18 protein-coding genes and 1 pseudogene are annotated in these 24,399 nt (G+C 65.0%); 14 read left to right on the plus strand and 5 right to left on the minus strand.

Annotation, left to right across the window (positions count from 1 at the left end):
- The first annotated feature begins 90 nt into the window (after nucleotides 1-90).
- From AC1AUD_RS10175 to AC1AUD_RS10205, 7 genes are all read left to right on the plus strand, one after another.
- Nucleotides 91-1,956, plus strand: coding sequence for an ABC transporter ATP-binding protein (locus AC1AUD_RS10175; protein WP_476574248.1), 1,866 nt, complete (start codon nucleotides 91-93; stop codon nucleotides 1,954-1,956).
- The gene (locus AC1AUD_RS10180) at nucleotides 1,956-3,749 is read left to right on the plus strand and encodes an ABC transporter ATP-binding protein (protein ID WP_476574250.1); all 1,794 of its coding nucleotides are present in this window, start codon (nucleotides 1,956-1,958) and stop codon (nucleotides 3,747-3,749) included. The genes AC1AUD_RS10175 and AC1AUD_RS10180 overlap by 1 nt, the downstream gene beginning before the upstream one ends.
- A 179-nt stretch (nucleotides 3,750-3,928) precedes the next feature.
- Nucleotides 3,929-4,885, plus strand: coding sequence for a TatD family hydrolase (locus AC1AUD_RS10185; protein WP_476574252.1), 957 nt, complete (start codon nucleotides 3,929-3,931; stop codon nucleotides 4,883-4,885).
- A gap of 87 nt (nucleotides 4,886-4,972) precedes the next feature.
- Entirely contained in the window at nucleotides 4,973-5,842 is an 870-nt protein-coding gene (locus AC1AUD_RS10190) for a class II glutamine amidotransferase (RefSeq protein WP_476574254.1), read from the plus strand.
- 248 nt (nucleotides 5,843-6,090) lie between these two features.
- On the plus strand, nucleotides 6,091-6,855 hold the full coding sequence (locus AC1AUD_RS10195) for an HD domain-containing protein (RefSeq protein ID WP_476574255.1): 765 nt from the start codon (nucleotides 6,091-6,093) through the stop codon (nucleotides 6,853-6,855).
- Between the two features lie 46 nt (nucleotides 6,856-6,901).
- Nucleotides 6,902-9,316: a prolyl oligopeptidase family serine peptidase gene (locus AC1AUD_RS10200; RefSeq protein ID WP_476574256.1), complete on the plus strand. Its 2,415-nt coding sequence runs from the start codon at nucleotides 6,902-6,904 to the stop codon at nucleotides 9,314-9,316.
- 205 nt (nucleotides 9,317-9,521) lie between these two features.
- Nucleotides 9,522-10,571, plus strand: a complete 1,050-nt coding sequence (locus AC1AUD_RS10205) for an alpha/beta fold hydrolase (RefSeq protein WP_476574257.1) — start codon at nucleotides 9,522-9,524, stop codon at nucleotides 10,569-10,571.
- Between the two features lie 339 nt (nucleotides 10,572-10,910).
- Here the strand turns inward: AC1AUD_RS10205 and AC1AUD_RS10210 are convergent, their stop codons facing one another.
- Nucleotides 10,911-12,125: an MFS transporter gene (locus AC1AUD_RS10210; protein WP_476574258.1), complete on the minus strand. Its 1,215-nt coding sequence runs from the start codon at nucleotides 12,123-12,125 to the stop codon at nucleotides 10,911-10,913.
- A 149-nt stretch (nucleotides 12,126-12,274) separates the two neighbouring features.
- On the opposite strand from AC1AUD_RS10210, the gene AC1AUD_RS10215 reads away from it, so the two are divergent.
- Nucleotides 12,275-13,483, plus strand: a complete 1,209-nt coding sequence (locus tag AC1AUD_RS10215) for a MalY/PatB family protein (RefSeq protein WP_476574259.1) — start codon at nucleotides 12,275-12,277, stop codon at nucleotides 13,481-13,483.
- A 133-nt stretch (nucleotides 13,484-13,616) separates the two neighbouring features.
- Here the strand turns inward: AC1AUD_RS10215 and AC1AUD_RS10220 are convergent, their stop codons facing one another.
- A complete protein-coding gene (locus AC1AUD_RS10220; protein ID WP_476574260.1) occupies nucleotides 13,617-13,913 on the minus strand; it encodes a hypothetical protein in 297 nt (98 codons plus the stop codon).
- Nucleotides 13,914-14,030: 117 nt separating this feature from the next.
- On the opposite strand from AC1AUD_RS10220, the pseudogene mscL reads away from it, so the two are divergent.
- The 3 genes and pseudogenes from mscL to msrA all read left to right on the plus strand — a co-directional run.
- Nucleotides 14,031-14,537 (plus strand): annotated as a pseudogene (gene mscL, locus AC1AUD_RS10225) (large conductance mechanosensitive channel protein MscL); the annotation flags it as partial.
- Nucleotides 14,538-15,020: 483 nt separating this feature from the next.
- Entirely contained in the window at nucleotides 15,021-15,932 is a 912-nt protein-coding gene (locus AC1AUD_RS10230; RefSeq protein ID WP_476574261.1) for a DMT family transporter, read from the plus strand.
- A 68-nt stretch (nucleotides 15,933-16,000) separates the two neighbouring features.
- The gene (gene msrA, locus AC1AUD_RS10235; protein WP_476574262.1) at nucleotides 16,001-16,981 is read left to right on the plus strand and encodes a peptide-methionine (S)-S-oxide reductase MsrA; all 981 of its coding nucleotides are present in this window, start codon (nucleotides 16,001-16,003) and stop codon (nucleotides 16,979-16,981) included.
- A gap of 69 nt (nucleotides 16,982-17,050) precedes the next feature.
- Here msrA and AC1AUD_RS10240 read toward each other — a convergent pair whose 3' ends face one another.
- On the minus strand, nucleotides 17,051-17,440 hold the full coding sequence (locus AC1AUD_RS10240) for a DUF4235 domain-containing protein (RefSeq protein ID WP_476574263.1): 390 nt from the start codon (nucleotides 17,438-17,440) through the stop codon (nucleotides 17,051-17,053).
- Between the two features lie 33 nt (nucleotides 17,441-17,473).
- Between AC1AUD_RS10240 and AC1AUD_RS10245 the strand changes: the two genes are divergently transcribed.
- Nucleotides 17,474-18,166: a histidine phosphatase family protein gene (locus tag AC1AUD_RS10245; protein ID WP_476574264.1), complete on the plus strand. Its 693-nt coding sequence runs from the start codon at nucleotides 17,474-17,476 to the stop codon at nucleotides 18,164-18,166.
- Between the two features lie 177 nt (nucleotides 18,167-18,343).
- Nucleotides 18,344-19,975 (plus strand): peptide ABC transporter substrate-binding protein, encoded by a 1,632-nt coding sequence (locus AC1AUD_RS10250; protein ID WP_476574346.1) that lies wholly within the window; start codon nucleotides 18,344-18,346, stop codon nucleotides 19,973-19,975.
- A gap of 111 nt (nucleotides 19,976-20,086) precedes the next feature.
- On the opposite strand, the gene AC1AUD_RS10255 is transcribed toward AC1AUD_RS10250, so the two are convergent.
- Entirely contained in the window at nucleotides 20,087-21,019 is a 933-nt protein-coding gene (locus tag AC1AUD_RS10255) for an isoaspartyl peptidase/L-asparaginase family protein (protein WP_476574265.1), read from the minus strand.
- Between the two features lie 141 nt (nucleotides 21,020-21,160).
- Complete coding sequence (locus tag AC1AUD_RS10260) at nucleotides 21,161-22,261, minus strand: ATP-binding protein (RefSeq protein ID WP_476574266.1); 1,101 nt, start codon at nucleotides 22,259-22,261, stop codon at nucleotides 21,161-21,163.
- A 244-nt stretch (nucleotides 22,262-22,505) separates the two neighbouring features.
- Here AC1AUD_RS10260 and dnaK point away from each other — a divergent pair, with 244 nt between their 5' ends.
- The gene (gene dnaK / locus AC1AUD_RS10265) at nucleotides 22,506-24,398 is read left to right on the plus strand and encodes a molecular chaperone DnaK (RefSeq protein ID WP_476574267.1); all 1,893 of its coding nucleotides are present in this window, start codon (nucleotides 22,506-22,508) and stop codon (nucleotides 24,396-24,398) included.
- Nucleotide 24,399: the final 1 nt, after the last annotated feature.

A 24,399-nucleotide genomic window follows, 5' to 3' on the forward strand; every position in this document is an offset into this window, starting at 1 on the left:
GCCTTCCGGTCGGCATCCCGCCGGGAGCCTACAATGACTGCTATTGTGCGCGGAAGCGCCGCGCCGTTGTGAATCCCAGGAAGTGCTCCCATGTATGTCGATCCGAGCCGCAACCGCGACGCCGGCAACCTCAAGTGGATCATGCCGTACTGCACGCCCGACATGCCTCGCGTGGGCGGGGCGCTCGCCCTGTTCGTCGTCAACGACACGATGGCGCTGACCATTCCGCTGCTCTACGGCGCGGTGGTCGACAAGGTCATCGTCGGCGGGCAGGCGAGCCTGCTCGGCACGCTGTGCGCGATGATCATCCTGTTCACTGTGATCCGCGTGGCCTCGCGCTACGGCTACGTGATGTTCATGGAGCGCTTCGGACAGAACTCCATCTATCGGCTCGTCAGCGACGAATACGAGAAGCTCCACAAACTTGACTTCACCTACTTCAACCACACGCGCACCGGCGACATCATGAGCCGCATGACCTCCGACACCGATGCGATCCGCCATGCGCTGAGCTGGGTGAGCTACAACGCGCTCGACTGCGTGGTCATGTTCGTGGGCGCGCTGGCCGTGATGTTCTCGATCGACTGGCGGCTGGCCCTGGCGCTTGCGGCCACGACGCCGTTCCTCTTCCTCCTGACGCGCGGTCTGTCGCGGCATGCTCGGCCGCTGTTCCTGGCGATCCGCAACTCGCTCGCCCGGCTCAATTCGATGGTCGAGGAGAACATCGAAGGCAACCGCGTGGTCAAGGCCTTCGTGCGCGAGCCCTACGAAACCGGGAAATTCGACGAGCACAACGAGGACTATATGGCCCGCAATATGGCGCAGGCCTACAATTCGCGCCGATACATGCCGTGGATGGACGGCATCGGTTTCTCGCTGCAACTCATCACACTTGGTTTGGGCGGCTACTTGGTGATCACCGGGCGCATGACGCTCGGCAGCCTGGTGAGCTTCAACTCCTTCCTGTGGATGCTCGACGGACCGGTGCGCCAGTCCGGCTGGCTCATCAACGACTGGCAGCGCTTCAACGCGAGCTGCGTGAAGATCCGGCGTCTGCTCACGGCCGAATCGCATCTCGACGAGGCTGTCGGCGGCGGTGCCGAGCCCGCCGCCAGCAAGCCGGAAGCCGAGCGCGTGCGCGGCGACGTGCGCTTCGAACACGTCGACTTCGCCTTCCCCGACGATCCGGACACGCCGATTCTCACGGACGTCGACTTCACGCTGCCGGCCGGCGGCAAACTCGGCATCCTCGGCGAAACCGGCGCCGGCAAATCCACGCTGGTGAACCTCATCTCGCGCTTCTACGACCCGACCGAGGGGCGCGTGCTCATCGACGGACGCGACGCGCGCGACTGGCCGCTCGCCGCATTGCGCGCGCAGGTGTGCATCGTCGCGCAGGACACCTTCCTCTTCTCCGACACCATCGGCGGCAACATCGCCTTCGGCGCCGACAACAATGCGGCAGCCGACGTCGGTGATGGCGCCGATGGCAACCGACGCTATCTCGACGACGACTATATCCGCCGCGTCGCCGCCATCGCCGGCGCCGATCGCTTCATCTCCGCGCTGCCCGAGGGCTACGACACCGTCGTGGGCGAACGCGGCGTGGGCCTCTCCGGCGGGCAGAAACAGCGCCTCTCGCTGGCCCGCGCGCTCGCCGACGATCCGTCCATCCTCATCATGGACGACACCACCTCGGCCGTCGATATGGAGACCGAGGCCGAGATCCAGCGGCACCTGGCCGAGATGGACGAGCGCAAAACCATCATCACCATCGCCCACCGCATCTCGTCGGTCAAGGACGCGGACCTCATCCTCGTGCTGGAACACGGGCGCATCGTCGAACGCGGCACGCACGCCGAACTCGTCGCGGCCCACGGGCGATATCACGACATCTACCGGCGCCAACTCGGCATGGCGGCCGGCGCGGCCCACGGATTCGGGGAGGAGTACTGATGGCGCAACGCAACACCTTCCGCGAGGACGAGGAGCTCCAGGAGCGGATCAACTTGAGGGATATCGCGCGCGTGGGGCGGTATCTCAAGCCCTATCTGCCGCGCGTCGTGCGCATCCTCTCCGTCGTCGTCTCCATGAGCGCGATCCTGGTCACCGTGCCCTATCTGACCAAGATCATGATCGACCAAGCCATTCCGAACCATGATCTGAAACTGCTGGGCGCGCTCGCCGCGCTATTGGCGGCGCTGATCGTGATCTATGAATTCGCGCTGCGGTATCGCACCGTCGAAATCACGCGCGTCGGCCAGCTCATGCTCAAAGACATGCGCCGCGATATCTTCACGCATATCCAGACGCTGCCGTTCTCGTATTTCGACTCGCGTCCGCATGGCAAGATCCTCATCCGCGTCGTCAACTATGTGAACACGCTTTCCGACACCCTCTCCAGCGGACTGATCACCGTGATCTCCGACGTGTTCACCTTCCTGCTCACGCTTGTGGTCATGTTCGCGGTCGACTGGCGGCTCGCGCTGTTCTCCCTCGCGCTGTTCCCGCTGCTCATCGCCTGGGTGCTCACCCTGCAGCATTTCCAGCGGCGCGCCTACCAACGGCTGTCGAACAAGCAATCCAATCTCAACGCCTATATCCATGAGTCGATCGCCGGAGTGAAGACCACGCAGGCCTTCGCGCAGGAACACGCGCAGTTCGCCACCTTCCAACAGCAGCAGGGCGAGGTGCGTGCCGCGTGGATGCGCGCCGTGCATGTGCAGTTCCTCATGTGGCCCGGCGTGCAGACGATCTCCGTGATGACGATCTGCCTGATCTATTTCCTCGGCGTCACCGGCTTCGGCGGCGTGGAGGTGACCACCGGCACGCTGATCGCGTTCATCGGATATCTCAATAATTTCTGGAATCCGGTCATCAACATCGGCAACTTCTACAACCAGCTCATCACCTGCTCGGCTTACTTGGAGCGCATCTTCGAAACGCTGGACGTGCGCCCCGAGATCGAGGACGCGCCCGGCGCGCGCGAGCTGCCGGCCGTGCGCGGGCGGGTCGACTTCAACGACGTCGTGTTCCGGTATGAACAGGACGGGCGCAATATCCTCAACCTCGTCGACTTCCACATCGAACCGGGGCGCACGGTCGCGCTGGTCGGGCCGACGGGCGCGGGCAAAACCACCATCGTCTCCCTGCTCTCGCGGTTCTATGACGTGAGCGAGGGGTCGGTGACCATCGACGGCCGCGACGTGCGGGAGGTGACGCTTGCCTCGTTGCGCCGGCAGATGGGCGTGATGCTGCAGGACACCTTCATCTTCTCCGGCACTGTGCGCGAGAATATCCGCTACGGCCGGCTCGACGCGACCGACGACGAGATCGAACGTGCGGCGCGCGCCGTGCACGCGCATGGTTTCATCATGGACCTGCCCGATGGCTATGACACGGTGGTCGAGGAACGCGGCTCCACGCTGTCTGCCGGGCAACGCCAGCTCATCGCCTTCGCACGCGTGCTGCTGGCCGATCCGCGGATCCTCGTGCTCGACGAGGCGACCTCGAATATCGACACGCGCACCGAGGAGGCATTGCAAGCCGGCCTCAACGAACTGCTCAAGGGGCGCACGAGCTTCATTATCGCGCACCGGCTCTCGACCATCGAGAACGCGGATGAGATCATGGTCATCGACCAGGGGCAGATCGTGGAGCGCGGCGACCATGCCTCGTTGCTGACCGCGCGCGGGGCGTATTGGCGGCTCTATGAGTCGCAGTATGCGATGATCCGTGCAACGCTATAACCATTCATGGGATATCGACGTGCGAAATCGTTGAAATTCCAACGTGAGTCAAGTCGGGGTGGTTATAGCGTTGTCGATTTTTACAACGCTATAACCAACCGCCCTAGGGCGTTGTTGGGGAATTGCGGTTTTGGAGTTGGCCTGGTTATAGCGTTGTACGAAAGGGTAGGCTGGGGCGCATGAGCAAGCACAAGCACCGCGACCGCAGCTGGGCGCCGGCACCCGAGGCGCTGCCAGCGGACGCGCAGATCATCGACAACCACACGCATGTCGCCTCCGTCGTGCCGTTCTCGCGCGCCGTGAGCCACGAGGCCGTCGAGAAGGGCCAGGAGCCTGTGCCGGTCTACAGCGTCGACGAGCATTTGGCGCAGGCCGCGGCCGTTGGGGTGAGCGGCATCATCGATTGCGGCTGCGAACTGCCGAATCTGATGACCGCCGTCGATATGGCGCGCGAGCACGACAACGTCCATGCGGCGCTCGCCATCCACCCCAACGAAGCCGTGCGCCACGGCCATCGCGCCGTGCCTGGCCCCGACGGGCTGCCGGTCACCTACAAGCCTTGGCACGACACGAGTTTCGAGGATGCGCTCGCCGAGGTGCATCGCCTCGCGACGACCTACCCGGAGCAGGTCGTCGCCATCGGCGAAACCGGCATGGACCTGTTCCGCACCGGCGAAGGCGCGAAGGAACTGCAGCGCGAGGCCTTTCGCGCGCATATTTCGCTTGCCAAGGAATTGAATCTGCCGATGCAGATTCACGATCGCGATTCGCACCGCGAGGTCATCGAAACGATGCTGGCCGACGGCGCGCCCGCGCGCACCGTGTTCCATTCCTATTCCGGCGACGCCGAGATGGCCGAGATCGCGCGCGAGAACGGCTGGTATCTGAGCTTCTCCGGCACCGTGAGCTACAAGGGCAACGACGGCATCCGCGCCTCCGCGCGCATCGTCGGGCCCTCGCGTTGCATGGTCGAGACGGATGCGCCGTATCTGACGCCGATGCCGTATCGCGGGCGCACCAACGCGCCGTATATGGTGCCGTACACGCTGCGCGCGCTCGCCGACGCGCTCGATATGCCGCTGGCCGACGCCGCGCGCGCCACCCGCCGCACCACGCGTGAGGTGTATGGCATCTGAGGGAATCGTGGCGCGCGGCACACGGTATAGACAGCGTCTATAGCCGGTCCGCCGCGTCGAATCCGCGACGCGGTACGGTGGCGTACTATGTGCAGACTACTGGGATATGCGACCTCGGGCATCAACCTCAGCCTCAACGATGTGCTGGGGGCCGAGCGCGTGGCCGCATTCCGCGCGATCAGCGAGATCCACAACGATGGCTGGGGTTGCGCGACGGTGCGCGAGCCGGTGGAACAATCCGATGTCGAGGACGGCGGCGCACCCAGCCCGGAAACCGGCACGGCGCTCTACAAAACCACCATCGCGGCGCGCCATGATGCGCTGTTCCCCGGATTCGCCGCGGTGCCGGCGCGCGGCGCGCTGTGGCATCTGCGTCTCGCCTCCTCGAATCTGCCGTTGATCCTCGAGAACCAGCAGCCGTTCTATTGCAATGGGCTGAGCTTCGTGCACAACGGCGATATCTCCGATTCGCATGGCCGCAACATCGTGACCAACAAGCAGTATCCGGTCAAGCACAGCACCTTCCTCGCCACCGGCGGGCGCTCGGATTCCGCGATATTCTTCGCCGTGATCCTCGAATACATCGGCTTCGGATATGAGCTGTCCGAGGCCGTGGCGCAGGCCGTGCGCGAGCTGCGGCAGGCCTATCCGCGCTCGAGCTACAACTGCATGATCCAGTCCACGGACCAGTTCATCGCCTTGCGTGCGGCCGGGCGGGAGCAGGTGTCGTCGCGCATCGTCGAGGTCTACGAGGAATACGGCCAGGCGGAGCATGCGCACGATTATCGCGTGGTGCGATATCGCGGGCTCAAGGATGATTTCGGCGCGCCCGCGGGTGTGGTCGTCGCCTCCTCCGGATTCGACCAGTCGGAGGCCGACGGGTGGCGCGAGCTGGAGAACGACCATATGATCGTCGCCTCGAACCGCACCGGGGAATGGTCGGTGCGCGGGATCTGAGGCGCGCTCGGCGTTGCCGAGCGTTGCCTAGATGCCGGTTGATGGCATGCGAGTAACGCTGAGGGTGCCCTCAACGTTACTTGCGGACCGCAAGCTGGCGCGGAGGTAACGCTGACGCGCCTCAGCGTTACGTAGATTCCTGTAATTGGCGTATTGGTAACGCTGAGGGGTATCCCAGCGTTACTCCGGCGCCGGTTGATGGCGTGCTGGTAACGCTGGGACGGCGTGGCACACCTAGAATGGGCGGTATGACCGGTTTCATTCCGACCCTTGACCAGATCGACGAACTGCATCATCGCGCCGCGCCCTCGCAGGCGGCCTATGACCTCATCCACGGGCACTGCGTGGTCGTGGCGACGATCTCGCGGCAGCTGGCGCGCCGTCGCAACGCCTTGTTCATGCGCCGCTGCACATTGCCCGCCGACGCGCCGGAGCGTGGGGACGCGGTTTCACGGGAAGCCGCTGCGCCGTCGATCGCCCAACCCGTCGTGCCGCCCACCGAAGGCGTGACCGGCGGCACGATTCCGCCGCGTCTGGTCGACGAGCATATGGTCACGATCGGAGGGCTGCTGCACGACATCGGCACCTACCGCGTGCTCAAGCATGACGGCACCGACGGCAAGCCATTGAAATTCGACGGCCCGAACTACATCAAGCACGGCATCCTCGGCTACGAGTGGCTGCTCGAACAAGGCGTGGACGAGTCGATCGCGCAATTCGCGCGCAACCACACCGGCGTCGGACTCACGCGCGAGGCCGTGGAACGGCAGGATCTGCCTTTGCCGCCCGATGATTATGTGCCGATGAACCTTGAGCAGGAAACGGTGATGGTCGCCGACAAATACAACAGCAAGTCGATTCCGCCGAAGTTCCTCACCGTCGACGCCTACACGGCCAAGGCGGCGCGCTTCGGCGAGGACAACAAGCGCTGTTGGCTCGACCTCGTCGCGCAATACGGCGTCCCCGATGTCCCGGCCCTGGCCGCACGATTCCATATGCGCATCCAGGAGTGACGGTCCGTTCGCGGCGTGGCGCGGGGCTCGCGTAGCATATGGCGATATGAAGGAAGCCTCCCAATCGGCCGTCTCGGCCATCGACGAATATCCGCGCGCCAAGGCGCGCACCCTGCGATTCACCTGCGGCGCACCGCGCTCGGCGCGTGCCCTCGGGGACGGAACACGCGCGCTGTTCCTGCGTTCCGAAGGGCCGGAGGAACTGGCCAACGCGCTGTGGCTGAGCTGGTTCTCGGCCGATGGCGCGCACCATGAGACCCTGCTCGCCGACCCCGCCGCGCTGCTCGGCGGCGGCGAGGAGGATGTGCCCGCCGAGGAGCGGGCCCGCCGCGAACGCGCCCGAGAGGGCGGCGCCGGCATCGTGTCGTATTCCGTCAGCGCCGACGGTCGTCGGATCGTCTTCACCTTGGGTGGGCGTCTGTTCATGGTCGAGCTGGGGGAGGGAACCGGCGAGCCGGAGCATACGGTGCGTGAAATCGCCGCGGGCCGCCTGACCGGCGACTGCGCCCCCGTGCTCAACCCGCGCGTCAGCCCCGATGGGCAGCGCGTGCTCTACACCACCGGCACCCGGCTGATCGCGGCCGACGCCGCGGACGGCGCGGTGCGCGAGGTCGCCGGCGTGGGCGACGAACGCACGCAGCGCATCGGTCTGGCAGAGTTCGTGGCCGGCGAGGAGATGGACCGATACGACGGCTTCTGGTGGGCGCCGGATTCGCGCCACGCCATCGTCGAACGCTTCGACTCCTGCGACGAGCCGTTGTGGACCATCGCCGACCCCTCGCAGCCCTTCTCCTATCCCTATGCGCCCGACGATCCGCATGCCACCGCGTCGATCGGCGCGCGCCGGTATGCCCGCGCCCTGACCAACAACGCGAAGGTGACGCTGGGCTTGCTTGATCTCGACGCCGCTGGCGAGGCCCGCGAACGGGCGATCGAATGGGACCGCGAGGCCTATGAATATGTGGCCCGCGTCTCCTGGGCCAACGGGCACGACCCGCTGCTGCTGGTGCAGAACCGCCGCCAGACCCGCGACCAAGTGCTCGTCGTCAACCCGGTCGACGGCTCCACCCGCGTGCTCGAGGAGCATGCCAACGACCAGTGGATCGACATCATCGACGGAACCCCGGCCTTCGCCCCCGGCGGGCGCCTGGTGTGCGCGCTCAACGACATGGAGGCCGACACCAACCGTCTGACCGTCGACGGCAAGCCGTTCACTCCGGCGGGATGGAATGTGCGGCAGGTGCTCGATGTGAGCGACACGGACGTGATGTGCGTGATCCAGCGCGACCCGGCGCGCGATGAAATCGGCGTGCATCCCGCGTGGCGTTCGATGGGCCGGCTCTATGACGCGCGTTGCTTCGCCGTGGTGCGCTTCGACTATGACGGCGGCATGATGCCCGTCACCTACAAGGTGGGCGTGTGGACCGCCTCGCGCGCCGGCAAGGGCGTGGTGATGAGCGGTCATTCGATGACCAATCCGAACGGCGTGATGATCCACGACGTGACCTTCGCCGTGGACGAATACGGTGACCCCAGCAAGCAGTGGCATGGCGTGATCGCCGACCATTCCGCGACCCCCGGCTTCGCGCTGACGACGCGTTTCGTGACGCTGCCCGGCGAGCATGGGTTGCTCGCCGCCATCACTGTGCCGAGCGCTTCCAGCCCATATGTGCACGCCGACAAGCTGCCCGTGCTGATGAAGCCCTATGGCGGCCCCGGGCATCAGGAGGTCGTCTTCAACGCGGCGCGGCACTGGGACTCGCAGTGGTGGGCCGACCAGGGCTTCATCGTCGTGACGGCCGACGGCCGCGGCACCACCGGCCGCGGGCCGGCATGGGACCGCGAGATCTTCGAGAACATGAAGGACGTCACCCTCGCCGATCAGATCGAGGCGGTCGAAGGCGTGCGCGCACTGGCCGGGCGCGATGGCGGCGCCGACTGGTGGCGGCTGTTCGCGGGCCGTCCGGAGCATGGACCGGTCGCAGGGGCCTTCCCCGACCCGGCGGACCCTGTGCCGGGGGAGGATCGGCGCGCGCCGCTGCCCGACCTCGACCGTGTGTCGATGATTGGCTGGTCCTATGGCGGCTTCCTCTCCGCGCTCGCCGTGCTCGACGCGCCCGATGTGTTCAAGGCCGCCTGCGCCGGCGCGCCGCCGACCGACTGGACGCTTTATGACACGCATTACACCGAGCGGTATCTCGGCCTCGATCCGGCCGTCTACGAGCACGACTCGATCGTCGCCGACGCGCCCAAGCTGCGCCGCCCGCTGATGATCATCCACGGTTTCGCCGACGACAACGTGACCATCGCCCACTCCCTGCGCCTGTCGCAGGCGCTGATGGCCGCGGGCCGTCCGCACACCTTCCTGCCGCTGGTCGGCATCACGCATATGACCAACGACGAGCGGGTGGCCGAGAACCTGTTGCTGCTGCAGCGCGATTTTTTGCAAGAGAACCTGTGACATGTCGTCAGGGAGAGACGGTCATGAGGTCCGTTCCCGGCATGGCGGCATCGGATTGCTCTGCGGCCGACCATAGGCTCCGCCATTCGGCGATTGCCTGATAATCGGATCTGAACGCGCCGCATCCCCCAGGGATCGCTTATTGGGCATGGCTTGATTCCGCCACGCCCAATAAGCGATCTTTGTTGGATGTAGTGTGTCCCTTATGAACCTTCTTGACGAATCCCGATACGCCGAGGAAATGAATGCCCGCGTCCTCCCGGCGCTCGCCGCCTGTCGCGAGGAGGGGTGGATGGAAGCGGCCTCCATCGATGGGGTGCCTGCGCTGCCGAACCCCGGTCGGTTGCATTACCTGTGCTACGACGCCACCCGCTTCGACGAACATCGGGAGGAGGGCACCACCGGCGGCTTCCACGGGGCCATCGTCATCAGCCACGGCTTCACCGAATTCGCGGAGAAATACAACGAACTCGTGTTCTATTTCCTCATGGCCGGATATTCGGTGTGCGTGCTCGAACACCGCGGGCATGGCCATTCCGCGCGCGACGTCGATGATTCGAGCCTCGTGTGGATCGATGATTGGCGGCGCTACGCGATTGACCTCGCGACGTTCGCGCAGACCGTGGGCCAGAACTATGCCGGCGACCAGCCGCTCAATCTGTTCTGCCACTCGATGGGTGGCGGCATCGGCGCGGCTGTGCTCGAGCGATATCCGACGCTATTCGACAAGGCCGTGCTTTCCGCGCCGATGATCGCGCCGCGCACCGGCATGCCGATGTGGCTGACACGCGTGCTGGTGAACCTCATGTGCGCGCTTGGCCTGGGGCGCCGCCGCGTCTTCGGGCAGAAGCCGTTCACCGGCGAACTGGATCTGAGCCAATACGAGCTGTCCAGTGAGGCGCGCGAACGGTGGTATCACCAGTTGCGCTGCGGCGAGACCGGCTACCAGACCTATTGCGCCACCTTCGACTGGGTGCGTCAGGCGATGCGGCTCAATCGTGCCGTGCTTGACCGCAAGGCCTGCGCCGAGGTCGAGACCCCGATTCTGCTGTTCCAGGCCGGCCATGACGTGTGGGTGCGCAACCGCCCGCAGAATGAGTTCATCCGCCGCGTGCAGGACGGCGGATGCGACGCGCGCCTCGTGCGCATCGACGAGTCCCAGCATGAGGTTTTCTCCATGCCCAACGCGGTCTACGGCCCCTATCTCGAGCAGATTCTCGCTTTCTACGCCGACCCTTCCGTCGGCACATTGTAATCCGCCATTGTCATCCCGAGCGGGTGCGGTTTTGTCATCCTGAGCGGAGGGCCATAGCCCGGAGTCGAAGGATCTCAGCCTGCTGTCCATCGAGATCCTTCGACTCGCTTCGCTCGCTCAGGATGACAGGAACACTCTCAGGCTGGCAGGAACACGCCCTCAGATGGCAGGGGAAACGGGGATGACCTTATCCCGTGCCTAAGTGGAGGCAACAGTTGGCGGATTGGGCCAACAGTTGGCGGATGCTGTGACGTATACGCCACGAAATCACAGGAATTTCGAGATGCATACGCCGCTCAACCCGCCAACTGTTGCTTCAATCCGCCAACTGTTGGTGGTTCACCCGCGTTTGTGACGCACCTGGCGTGCGATGAACACGCAGACCAGCAGCACGGCCGCGAAAAGCGTGCCGAACAGCAGGCCATCCTTGAGATTGTCGCCATTGGCGGAGGCCACCAAGCCAACCAGCGCAGGCCCGCCGGCGCAACCCAGATCGCCGGCCACGGCGAAGAGCGCGAACATCAACGTGCCGCCGCCCGGCATCGCCTCCGCGGCCAGGGAGAACGTGCCCGGCCACATGATGCCCACAGAGAAGCCCGTCAGCGCGCAGGCCGCCAGCGCCAGCACCGGCGAGGCGCTCAGAGCCGCCACCAGATACATCGCCACGCACAGCACCGAGCTACCGGCGATGAACGCCGTCAGATTGAGCCGGTGCCCCAGCGTGCCATAGATCGTGCGCGACAGGCCCATCATCAGCGCGAAAGCCGCCGGACCGGCCAGATCGCCCACCACCTTGGTCACGCCCAGGCCCGATTCGGCGAAGGCGCTTGCCCACTGGCTCATGCCCTGCTCCGAAGCGCCCGCGCACAGCATCATCAGGAAGAACACATAGAACATCGGCTTGCGTGCCAGATCCTTGAAGCGCATCGTCGCCACGCCATCCGGCACGATGCGGGGCATCGGCGCGCCCGCGAACATCGCGATGCCGGCCAGCGGCACCAGCGCCCACAGGCAGGCCAGCACCGGCCAAGAACCGACCCCGAACACCCACATGAACAGCGTCGAGATGATGACGGTTCCGAGCTGACCCCAGCAGTAGAACGAATGCAACAGGCTCATCGCCTTCGCCTTGTGCTCGCTCGGGCACGCCTCGACGATCGGTGAGATCATCACCTCGATCAGACCGCCGCCGACCGCATAGAGCATGATGGCCGCGAGGATCGCCCAATACGGATCCGCCACGCGCCCCGGCAGCAGGCCGAGCGTGAGCAGGCCGGCCGCGGCCGCCACATGCGCGGCGATGATGCAGCGCTTGTATCCGATCCGGTCCACATATCGCCCGGCCAGCACATCCACCACCAGCTGGGTGGCGAAATTCACGGTGACCAGCGCGCTCAGCCGCGCCATATCGATGCCCAGCGTCGCCGCGAAGGTGACGAAAAGCAGCGGCATGAAATTATTGATCACCGCCTGTGTGATGTATCCGTTGAAACAGGCGATCATCGTGCGGTTGTAATTCGGCGGCGCCGTGCGTGCCGTGGCTTGCGTCATCATGCTCCTCTGCTCCCTCGCGGATCGGTATATGCCGCCATTCCACCATCCCCGACGGATAACGGCGCGTCGCCATGCGTCGGCCGGGTATAAAGGAACGGTCTCATCGGCGATATACGAAAAACATAGGTGCGGAAAGGAAGAACGCGACGATGACCTACGATTTCACCTCCATCATGGACCGGCATGGACGGGACGCCATCGCCGTGGACGGCCCCGGCGTCCTCGCCACCGCGCCCGCCGGGCCGCGCGAGGGCTTCGACGTGATCCCGATGTGGATCGCCGATATGAATTTCCCGACCGTGCCGACCGTGTCCGAGGCGATCATCGAACGCGCGAAGCACCCGGCCTACGGCTATTTCGAAGCGCCCGACGAGTATTACGATGCGATCATCCGCTGGCATGAGCAGCGCAATGGCGTCACCGGCCTGAGCCGCGAGCATATCGGATACGAGAACGGCGTGCTCGGCGGCGTGATCGCCGCGCTCACCGCCTTCGCCGCGCCCGGCGACGCGGTGCTGCTGCACAGCCCGACCTACATCGGCTTCACGAATTCGATCGAAAACAACGGCTACCACATCGTGCACAGCCCGCTCAAGCGCGACGAGCAGGGCGTGTGGCGCATGGATTTCGAGGATATGGACCGGCGAATCAAGGAGCACAACATCCACGTCGCCGTGTTCTGCAGCCCCCACAACCCCTGCGGGCGCGTGTGGGAGCGCTGGGAGATCGAGCAGGCGATGGAGATCTACCGCGCCAACGACTTCCTGGTCATCTCCGACGAGATCTGGTCCGACATCATCCTCTCCGGCCACAAGCACATCCCCACGCAGTCGGTGAGCGAGGACGCGCGCAACCGCACGGCCGCGTTCTATGCGCCGAGCAAGACCTTCAACCTCGCCGGCCTCGTCGGCAGCTACCACATCATCTACAACAAGTATCTGCGCGACCGCATCGTCGCCAAGGGCTCGAAGGCGCATTACAACGACATGAACGTGCTGTCGATGCACGCGCTGATGGGCGCCTACCGGCCCGAGGGCCAGGAATGGCTCGGCGAGCTGCTGGAGACGCTGACCGGCAACGTCGATTACGCCTATGACTACATCACCAGCCATTTCGAGGGCGTCCGCGTGGCCAAGCCCGAGGGCACCTACATGCTGTTCCTCGATTGCGCCGAATGGTGCCGGAAGCACGGCGTGACGCTGGCCGAGCTTGAGAAACGCGGCTGGGATGTGGGCGTGGCCTGGCAGGACGGCACCATGTTCCAGTGGCCCGATTCGATCCGTGTGAATCTGGCGTCGCCGCGCTCGCGCATCGAGGAGGCGATGCGCAGGCTCAGCGAATACGTGTTCGTGGACTGAGCGTTCTTCGTGTCATCCTGAATGCCTTTTTATGTCATCCTGAGCGCAGCGAAGGATCGCTACTCAGCAAAGACAAACATAGGCGGGTGGCGTCCAGCTGGTTAAAGGCCCAGCGGAACGCCACCCGCCGTTTTTAGTTCGCGCCACCGCGCCTGCCGGTGAACGGTTCGAGCAACGTCTTGGGATCGGAGACGCCGAACATCTGTTGGTTGCCGGTGCGCTCCGGGTGACGCGCGATGATGATCAGCGAGACGCCGCCGGGAATGAGCACGAGCAGGAACAGCACGGCCAGTCCCCAGCTGACGGCGAAGCCGATCGCTAGCGCGCAGATAATGGCCACGGCGATGACGCCGATGATCAGAGGAATATTGGGATGGGGGCGCGGCGCCGCAGTGGTCTCGGAATCCTTGCGCTCGCTGGAATCGGTCATGGTTTTGTACTCTTTTCGGGCATAGGAACGGCGATATGTTTTTGCCGACTTTACCCGCGAGGGGCAATATTGAAGGATACGCCGCCGCGCCGTGCGGCGGGGCTAAGGAGAAGTCTTATGGCTGACCACAAGAACATCGCCCGAGGGGCGCTCGACGGGGCCGGTACGGCAGCGAAGAAGCTGGCGGCGCTCACCGACAAGGGGCCGCTCGGCGGTTTCAAGAAATTCATCTCGCGCGGTTCGATGATCGACATGGCGGTCGGCGTCGTCATGGGCTCCGCCGTCACCGCGGTCGTCAACGCGATCGTCAAATTCCTCATCAACCCGTTGATCGCCATGATCGGCGGCAAGCCGGATATGTCCGACCTGCTCAACATCACCTTCAACGGCGCCACCGTGTCCTTCGGCGCGATCCTCAACGAGATCATCAACTTCCTGTTGATCGGCGTGGCCGTCTACTTCTGCATCATCCTGCCGATCAACAAGCTGCGCGATATGTCGAGCGCGCTGGTCGCCGAGGAGGAGGCCGCGCAGGCCGAGGCCGCCGGTCCGAGCGTCGAGGAGCAGACTCTCGCCACGCTGCAGGAGATCCGCGACGAGCTCAAGAAGGCGAACGCCGGCGCCGCTCCGGCTGCCGCCGAGATGGTTGCCGCCGCCGAGGCCGCCGCTTCCGCTCCGGGTGCCGCTCCGTCCGCATCGCCCACCCTGACGGTGCCGTCCATCTGATCGACGTCACGCCGGATACTCGACCGGCATGCGATTGAGGCCGTGCCTCTGCCCTGCGCAGCGGCGCGGCTTTTGCATATTCGGGCTGAACTGCCGTGACATGCCGCGCCGTCCGTTCCTTCTGCACGTATTTCTCTGCATATCCGCGTACGTTTCTACGCACTCTGACGGGTGGGCTGCACAGAATCGTACGGATGGAGTTGCTGAGAGTACGTTTTTTCGCAGGCCGACGGAATGGCTGCGCAGAAACGTACAGATAGCCGCGCCAAACGTACGTTTTTACGCATACCCTTCGTGGGACTGCGAAGAAACGTACTCCAACGGGACGGGCTGCGGTAGAATCGCCTGCGGCTGGAACGCGGGCGAAGCACGGAAGGCTGGATGATGGCGGTGAAAAAGGCGACGTTCGAACGCACCCCCGGTTCGCTTGCCGTCGGCGTGGCCATCACGCTCGCCGGCGGCACACTGTGGGGCATCAACGCCACGATATCGAAGCTGCTGATGAATAATTACGGGGTCGATCCGTTGTGGATCGCTTGCGTGCGCGAGGTCTTCGCCGGGCTGCTGTTCCTGGCGCTCGCCGCCGCGACGAAACCGCGGATGTTCGTCGGCGCGCTGAAGGACCGACGCGCCTACCCGGTGTATCTGATCGGCGCGGTCGTCTGCGTGATGGCCACGCAGGTCGCCTATCTCAAGTCGATCCATTTCACCAATCCCGGCACCGCCACCGTGCTGCAAAGCCTCAATCTGCTCTTCGTGCTGTTCTGGGTGTGCCTCAAGGGGCGGCGGCTGCCCGGCCCGCGCGAATCGGTCGGCGTGGCGCTGGCCTTCGGCGGCGTGGTGCTGCTGGCCACCGGCGGCGACCTGACCACGCTCAAGCTGCCGTTGATCGGTCTGGCCTGGGGCATCATCAACGCGATCGCCACCGCCACCATGTCCTTCCTGCCGGTCAAGGCCATGAACCGCTGGGGCAATTTCCCGGTCAACGGCTGGATGTTCCTGATCTCCGGCCTGCTGCTGTGCCCCTTCGTGCGGCCATGGGCCACCGCGCCGCAGCTGGACGCGACCGGCATCGCGTTCATGGTGTTCACCGTGGTGCTCGGCACCTTCGGCGCCTACTGGCTCTACATGACCGGCGTGGTCCGGATCGGCGCGATGCGCGCCACGATGCTCGGCACCTCCGAGCCCGTCACCGCCACGATCTCCGCCGTCATCCTCACCGGCGCGGTGTTCGCGCCCACCGATCTGGCCGGTTTCGCGATGATCCTCGCCATGGTCTTCCTTGTGCGGTGAGGGCGTGCGGTGAGTCGCACGGTGCGCCGCACGTCCGTGGCGTGCCGCCGGTGCGGCATACTGGAGGCATGAGCGAAACGCAGCATATGGATTCCGAAACCTCCGTCGACGACGCGGCCGTCACCGCATATTTCGCCGGCGGATGCTTCTGGGGCTTGGAACGGTATTTCCAGAACGTCGACGGCGTGACCGACACGACGGTCGGATACGCGCAGTCCAGAACCCCGTCCCCGACCTACGAACAGGTCTGTTCCGGGGTGACCGACGCGGCCGAAACCGTGCGCGTCGTCTTCGACCCGGAGAAGGTGACGCTGCGCACGCTGGCGCTGCTGTTCCTCGAGGTGATCGACCCGTTCTCCGTGGACCGGCAGGGCAATGACGAGGGGCGGCAATACCGCACCGGCATGTTCTTCCTCGACGAAGCCCAGCGCGACGTCTATATCGCCGCCCTCGAACAGCTCGTCGACCGCGAGCCGCGCCGGCCGGCCGTGCTCGTCGAGCCGCTGCGCAATTTCTATCCCGCCGAGGACAACCATCAGGACTATCTGATCCATAACCCCGGCGGATATTGCCATATTCCGCTCGCGGCCATCGCGGGCGTGCGCGATCGCCAGCGGTATGTCGAGCGGATCTGGGACCTCACGCTGGAACAGTTCGCCGTCACCCAGCAGGCCGCCACCGAGCGTCCGTTCGTCAACGAATACGACCACGAGTTCGAACCCGGCATCTACGTGGACATCGTCTCGGGCGAGCCGCTGTTCCTGTCCACCGACAAATACGACTCCGGCTGCGGCTGGCCCGCGTTCTCACGCCCGATCAAGCCGGGGCTGCTCACCGAGCACGAGGACGACCGCATCCCCGGCCGCCCCCGCATCGAGGTGCGCACAGCCGACACGAAGATCCATCTGGGACACGTCTTCGAGGATGGCCCGGCCGACCGCGGCGGTCTGCGCTATTGCATGAACTCCGCCGCGCTGCGCTTCGTACCGCGTTCGGCCATGGCCGCCGAGGGATACGGCGATCTGCTGCCGCTGGTGCCGGAGGCGTGAGCGGCGGGGCGCGGCCATTCGAGGCGTGCCCCTGATCCGAGGTCGCCGCTCACGTGATCCGTGCGGAAATCAGCGTGTGCCTGAGCGGCGGCGGTGACGGCGGCTGACCCAGGCCTGCGAGCCGCGGTCGGAGAGCTTGGATGCGACGGCGCCGATGGCGGCCGAGGCGGCGGCGAAGGCCAGGGACATGAACAGGCCCTGGTCGGCGTCGGCTTCGCGGCCAAGCCGGATGTTGCGCCGGGCCGCGCCGCGGTTCCATGCGCCGGAGAAGATCTTGCCGACGACCAGTCCGGTCAGCGCGGGCAATGCCGCCTTGAGTATTTTGTCCCCGAGCGAATCCGGGTCGTTGAGCCGCCGTTCGCGCATGGCGTCCACCTTTCCGTCGATGCGGCGGAACATCGCGACGGTTCGGTCCGCCGACGATGCCCCGTCGTATCCGTGAGTGTCGCTGTCGGTCATGCCACCCAGTGTAGTGGTACTACAGTATGCACTATGGAACATACGATGACGGGCGGCGAAGAGGCCGCCGGCCGCCTGGTGCTGCTGCGCCACGGCCAGACCGCATGGAGCGAGTCCGGGCAGCACACCGGGCGCACGAACATTCCGCTGACCGAGGAGGGCGAGCGGCAGGCGAAGGCCGCGGGTGAACGCCTGCGCGCCGCGTTCCCGGACGGCTTCGATCCCGCGCATATCTTCGTCAGTCCGTTGAAGCGCGCCCAGCAGACCGCCGCGCTCGCCGGATATGGCGCGCATGGCACGCTCGATGAGATCGCCGAGTGGGACTATGGCCGCGCCGAGGGGCGCACGCGCCGGCAGGTGAGCGAGGCCAGCGGCTTCGCATGGGATGTGTGGCGCGACGGGCCGGCCGCGCTGACGCCCTCGTTGGAGGGCGACTGGGTCGAGACGCTGCCCTCCGGCGATCAGGTGGATGTGCACGCCGGTCCCGGCGAAAGCGTCGAGGATGTCGCCGCCCGCACGCGCCGCGCGATCGGGGAGGTGCGCCCGCTGCTCGATGCCGGGCAGAACGTGCTGCTCGTCGCCCATGCGCATGTGCTGCGCATCCTGACCTCGCAATGGCTGGGCCTCGACCCGCATTTCGCGCGTCTGCTGCGCCTCGACACCGCCCACTACTCCGTCCTCGGCCGATACAAGGGCGACAACGTCATCGTCCACTGGAATTGCTGAGCGCCGGCCCGGCGAAACGTTTGCAGAGTGAGATTGCGCGGCGGAATGTGACATGGGGCGGATATTCTGCCCTTCGTATATCTGCGGGGTGTGGGGCGCGTCAAGGCGGTTTCGGCGAGTCCGAGACCCCGCGTCATCACATGAGCAGAGGAGAAAGCCATGCATATGGGACGTTCCATGGCGGGCAAGGCGCTTGCGGCCTGCCTGGCCGGAGCGATGGCCATGTCGCTGGCGGCGTGCGGCGGCAGCAATAATGACAGCGCGCAGCAGACCGACCCGGCCGATCAGATCATCACCGTGAACAACAACGAGCCGCAAAGCGGCCTCGTGCCGGCCGACACCAACGAAATGGGCGGCGGGCGTGTGATCCGCTTCATTTTCGAAGGTCTTGTGAGCTACGACGCGGACGGCAAGCAGCACTACGAGGTTGCCGAATCCATCACGCCGAACGCCGACGCCACCCAGTTCACCGTCAAGCTCAAGGACGGCTGGAAGTTCACCAACGGCGAGCCTGTCACGGCCGAATCCTTCACCAAGGCGTGGAGCTACGCGGCGAACGTGAAGCACGCGCAGAAGCAGGGCAGCCGCATGTCCGTCATCAAGGGCTATGACGAGCTGCAGGACCCGAATGTCGCCGACGACGCGCAGCTGAGCGGTCTGGAGGTCAAGGACGACCACACCTTCGTGGTCACCCTCAACCAGCCCGACTCCGTGTTCCCCGTGCAGGTCGCGCACCAGTCGTTCTTCCCCCTGCCCTCCGCGGCATTCAAGGACATGAAGGCCTTCGGGCAGGCGCCCGTCGGCAACGGCCCCTATAAGTTCAAGGAATGGAAGCACAACCAGTCCATCACCGTGGTGAAGAACCCCGACTACAAGGGTTCGCGCAAGGTGCGCAACGGCGGCATCGAATACCGCGTCTACACGCAGGATGACTCCGCCTACCGTGACGTCGTCTCCGGAAACCTCGATCTGCTCGACGAGGTGCCTGCCTCCGTGCGCAAGACCTTCCGCAACGAGCCGAGCGTGACGGCCTACACCAAGACCGGCTCGACCTATCAGAACGTCATCATCCCCGAGCGCCTCGCGCACTTCGGCAATGACGACGAAGGCCGTCTGCGCCGCCAGGCCATCTCCATGGCCATCAACCGCAAGCAGATCGCCGACAAGGTCTACTCCGGCACCGTGACGCCCTCCACCGACTTCACTTCGCCGGTCGTCTCCGAATACGCCAAGGGCCTGCCCGGCTCGGAGGTGCTCGAGCACAATGCGGCGAAGGCCAAGGAGCTGTGGGCGAAGGCGGATAAGATCTCGCCGTGGTCCGGTTCCTTCAAGATCGCCTACAACGCCGACGGCAGCCACAAGGAGTGGGTCGACGCGGTGTGCAACCAGATCAAGAACACGTTGGGCATCGATGCGGCGGGCGATCCGTATCCGACCTTCGCCGATGTGCGCGACCGCATCACCGACCGCACCATCGAGACTTCCTTCCGCAACGGCTGGATGCTCGACTATCCCTCGGCCGAGGACTATCTGACGCCGTTGTATGCCTCGAGCGCGGCCGATGGCCACGGTTCGAACGACGGCGACTACAAGAGCTCCGAATTCGACGCGCTGCTGGCCGACGCCCTCTCCCAGACCGACGAGGCCAAGCGCACCGCCGGCTTCCAGAAGGCCCAGGAGCAGCTGTTCAAGGACATGCCGTCGATTCCGCTGTGGTGCAGCAACGTCGCGGCGGTTTCGGCGAAGAACGTGAAGAACGTCGATTTCGACTACACGAATATGCCCACGTATTACACCATCACGAAGTGATGCGCTGACGCGGCTTCATAAGGAAGGCCTGCGGTTCCTCCGGAATCCGATCCGGTGAGACCGCAGGCCTTTTCATATGTCTGCGTATGTATGCGTATGCGGGGTCGCGGCTCAGCCCTGCGCGTGGCGGCCCGAGTCCGAGATATAGCCGTAGTTCATCATCTCGCTGTTGTAGGCGATGACGCCGTGGCCGTGCGCCGGCACGACGATCATGCCGCCGTCGCCGCGATGGCGGGCGACGCCGTCCAACGCCTCCGTGGCGGCCCGCTCGGTCGTGCGGCCACCAAGGCGCACGAGTTCGGAGACCTCGTGGGCGGCGACCTCGCGGATGAAGGCCTCGCCGATGCCGGTGCAGGAGACGGCCACTGTCTCGTCGTTCGCGTAGGTGCCGCAGCCGGGCAGCGGGGAGTCTCCGACGCGTCCGACCATCTGGTTGGTGATGCCGCCGGTGGAGGTGCCGGCCGCGATATGGCCCTGTGCGTCGCGGGCGACGGCGCCGATGGTGCCGTGCTTCTCCCACTCGTCGCCGTTGGCCTGCGCGTCGGCCAGCGACCGCTGCCGATCGGGGGTGACGAAATACGAATTGTCGACGGTCTCCAGACCCCAGTCCTCGAGCAACGAGCCGTCGGGATCGGCGAAGAGGACGTGCTTGGTGCGCTCCTTGATGGCGCGCGCCGCGTCGATCGGGTTCTTCACGGTGGTCAGGCCCGCGGCGGCGCCGACTTCGCCGTCGCCGGTCATCAGGCAGGAGTCGGTCGAGGCGGTGCCTGCGCTGGTCAGGGCGGCTCCGCGGCCGGCGTTGAATTCGGGGGCGTCCTCCATCACATGGATGGCCGCGCACACCGCGTCGGCGGCGGGGGCGCCGGCCTTGAGCAGCGCGTAGCCGGCGTCGAGGGCGCGGTTGAGGTCGGCCTCGACCTGCGCGATGCGTTCCGGCGTGCTGCGCTTGCCGCGGCTGCCGGCGCCGGCGTGGATGACCAGCAGCACATCGTCGTCGGCGGTCGTGTCGATCGTGACTTCGGGCGGGGTGAATGGTTGCGTCATGGTGGCTCCTTCTCGTTTTTCCATATGACACTTATGGCACTGTTTGGGTGTTTTGACGTTTATGCCACGCATATCTTATCCACTTGTCGTCATCCCTCCCGTTCCCGGCGCCTATCTGTTCGGATGGCGGGGAGGATGACGTCAGTGCGAGCGCAGGTATTCGCGTAGGAACGGCACGGCGAAATCGACCTCGCCGCGTTTCGTTTGGCGGATGATGTAGGCGTCCAGCAGGCGCTTGCGGTATACGGCCGCGTATGACTCCTCCTGTTCCATGCGTTGCGCGACTTCGGCAGTGGCGACCGGACCGTCCGATTGCGCCATGGCTTTGAGATACGCCTTGTCGTTGCGCGACAACGAGTGCAGTTCCGGTGCGCAGACCGCGTTCTCCAGATCGTGGCGCGCTTCGGCGAGGCCGTCCTCGACATCCGCGTCGCTGATGGTCGAGGAATCGCGCATGTCGGCGGCATCCCAGATGTAATAGCCGACCAGCTGGATCATGTAGGGGTAGCCATAGGTCGCCTCGGCCGCGCGTCCAAGTTGCGTTTCGCTGATGGCCATGCCGGAATCCCGGAAAGTCTTGGCGAAAGCGTTGCGCACATCGGCGATGGGCACGTCCCCCAGCGTGTTGGTCTGGGCGCGGCGCAGGAAGGTGATGACCTCATCGTCGAACAGGTCGGACAGCATCTGGGGGAGTCCTGCGAACACAATGGCGAGGTTGCGGCGCTCGCGGATCTGGTGCTGCACGGCGGTGGCGATGGCGATGAGATCGGAACGGTCAGCGGCCTGGGTTTCGTCGATGGAGATGAGCAGACCGGCATCGTGCTTCGCCAGCGCGGTGAGTCGATCGGCCATAGCATTACGCAGGGTCTCCGGCATGCGCTTGGGGGAGAGCTCGGCTTCGCCGAGGCTCACGCCGGTGCCTGCGATGTTCAGCTCGGGTTTGAGTGTGAATCGGTCCAGCATTCGTTGCGGTGCGCGCAATTCGCTCACAAGCCGTTCGCACAGCCCGGCTGAGGCGGTTTCCTCGATGACGCCCCATTTGCGCGCCCGGGCCTTGTCTCCGAGCACGGTGAGCATGACGGTTTTCCCCGTGCCGCGTGCGCCGGTGATGATCATGATGCGCCCTGGGGCGCCCACGCCGTTGTCGAGTCCTTTTTCAAAGTTGCGGATGACGCGGCTGCGTCCGATGAGCAACGGCGGTTCGCCGCCCGCCGTGGGTTTGAAGGGATTGATACGCGGCATATTCCCTCCTTGTCGAGTGCGTCCGCTGGTGAAATCAAAAATATCAAAATTTTCAAAAATATCAAAAGAGGGCGTCGGAGAGAACTTGAGTCGAAATAACTCAACTTTTTGTGGCGAAATCGGGAATAAAAGTTGACGAAGCAAAGTTGAGTGATGTAGGCTCAGGTTTTGGAAGGTCCGAGGGACACTGAAGAAACTCGGGCGGACAACGTAACCGAACATAGACAAAGAAGGAGCACATAACATGGCACGTGCAGTTGGCATCGATCTGGGAACCACCAACTCCTGCATCGCGACGCTGGAAGGCGGCGAGCCCACCGTCATCGTCAACGCCGAGGGCATGCGCACCACCCCGTCCGTGGTCGCGTTCTCGAAGTCCGGCGAGATCCTCGTCGGCGAGGTGGCCAAGCGTCAGGCCGTCACCAACGTCGACCGCACCATCTCCTCCGTCAAGCGTCATATGGGCACCGACTGGACCGTCGACATCGACGGCAAGAAGTGGACCCCGCAGGAGATCTCCGCGCAGATCCTGATGAAGCTCAAGCGCGACGCCGAGGCCTACCTTGGCGAGCCCGTCACCGACGCGGTCATCACCTGCCCGGCGTACTTCAACGACGCCCAGCGCCAGGCCACGAAGGACGCCGGCAAGATCGCCGGCCTCAACGTGCTGCGCATCATCAACGAGCCCACCGCCGCGGCCCTCGCCTACGGCCTGGAGAAGGGCAAGGAAGACGAGCGCATCCTGGTCTTCGACCTCGGCGGCGGCACCTTCGACGTGTCCCTGCTGGAGATCGGCAAGGACGACGACGGCTTCTCCACCATCCAGGTGCAGGCCACCAACGGCGACAACCACCTGGGCGGCGACGACTGGGATCAGAAGGTCATCGACTGGCTGGTCGGCGAGGTCAAGAACAAGTACGGCGTCGATCTGGCGAAGGATAAGATCGCTCTGCAGCGTCTGAAGGAAGCCGCCGAGCAGGCCAAGAAGGAGCTGAGCTCCTCCATGAGCACCTCCATCTCGATGCAGTATCTGGCCATGACCCCCGACGGCACCCCGGTGCATCTCGACGAGACACTGACCCGCGCGAAGTTCGAGGAGATGACCTCCGATCTGCTGGGCCGTTGCCGCACGCCGTTCAACAACGTGCTGGCCGACGCCAACATCTCCGTGTCCGAGATCGACCACGTGGTGCTGGTCGGCGGCTCCACCCGTATGCCCGCTGTCAAGGAGCTCGTCAAGGAGCTCACCGGCGGCAAGGAACCGAACCAGTCCGTGAACCCGGACGAGGTCGTGGCCGTGGGCGCCGCCGTGCAGTCCGGCGTCATCAAGGGCGACCGCAAGGATGTCCTGCTCATCGACGTCACCCCGCTGTCGCTCGGCATCGAGACCAAGGGCGGCATCATGACCAAGCTCATCGACCGCAACACCGCCATCCCGACCAAGCGCTCCGAGGTGTTCTCCACCGCCGAGGACAACCAGCCCTCCGTGCTGATCCAGGTCTACCAGGGCGAGCGTGAGTTCGCGCGCGACAACAAGCCGCTGGGCACCTTCGAGCTGACCGGCATCGCGCCGGCCCCGCGTGGCGTGCCGCAGATCGAGGTCACCTTCGACATCGACGCCAACGGCATCGTGCACGTCTCCGCCAAGGACAAGGGCACCGGCAAGGAGCAGTCGATGACCATCACCGGCGGCTCCGGCCTGCCGAAGGACGAGATCGACCGCATGGTCAAGGAGGCCGAGGCCCACGAGGCGGACGACAAGAAGCGCCGCGAGGACGCCGAGACCCGCAACCAGGCCGAGTCCTTCGCCTATCAGACCGAGAAGCTTGTCAACGACAACAAGGACAAGCTCTCCGACGAGGTGGCCACCGAGGTCACCGAGAAGGTGAACGCGCTGAAGGAAGCCCTCAAGGGCGACGACATCGAGAAGGTCAAGACCGCCCAGACCGAGCTGATGACCTCCGCGCAGAAGATCGGCCAGGCTCTCTACGCCCAGCAGGGCGCCGCGGATGCGGCCGGCGCTGCCGGTGCCGCTGGTGCGGGCGCTTCCAATGCGTCGGGTGCCGCCTCCAATGGCGACGATGACGACGTGGTGGACGCCGAGGTCGTGGACGATGACGACAAGGACAACAAGTAAG

It is taken from the genome of Bifidobacterium sp. LH_730, assembly GCF_056355835.1.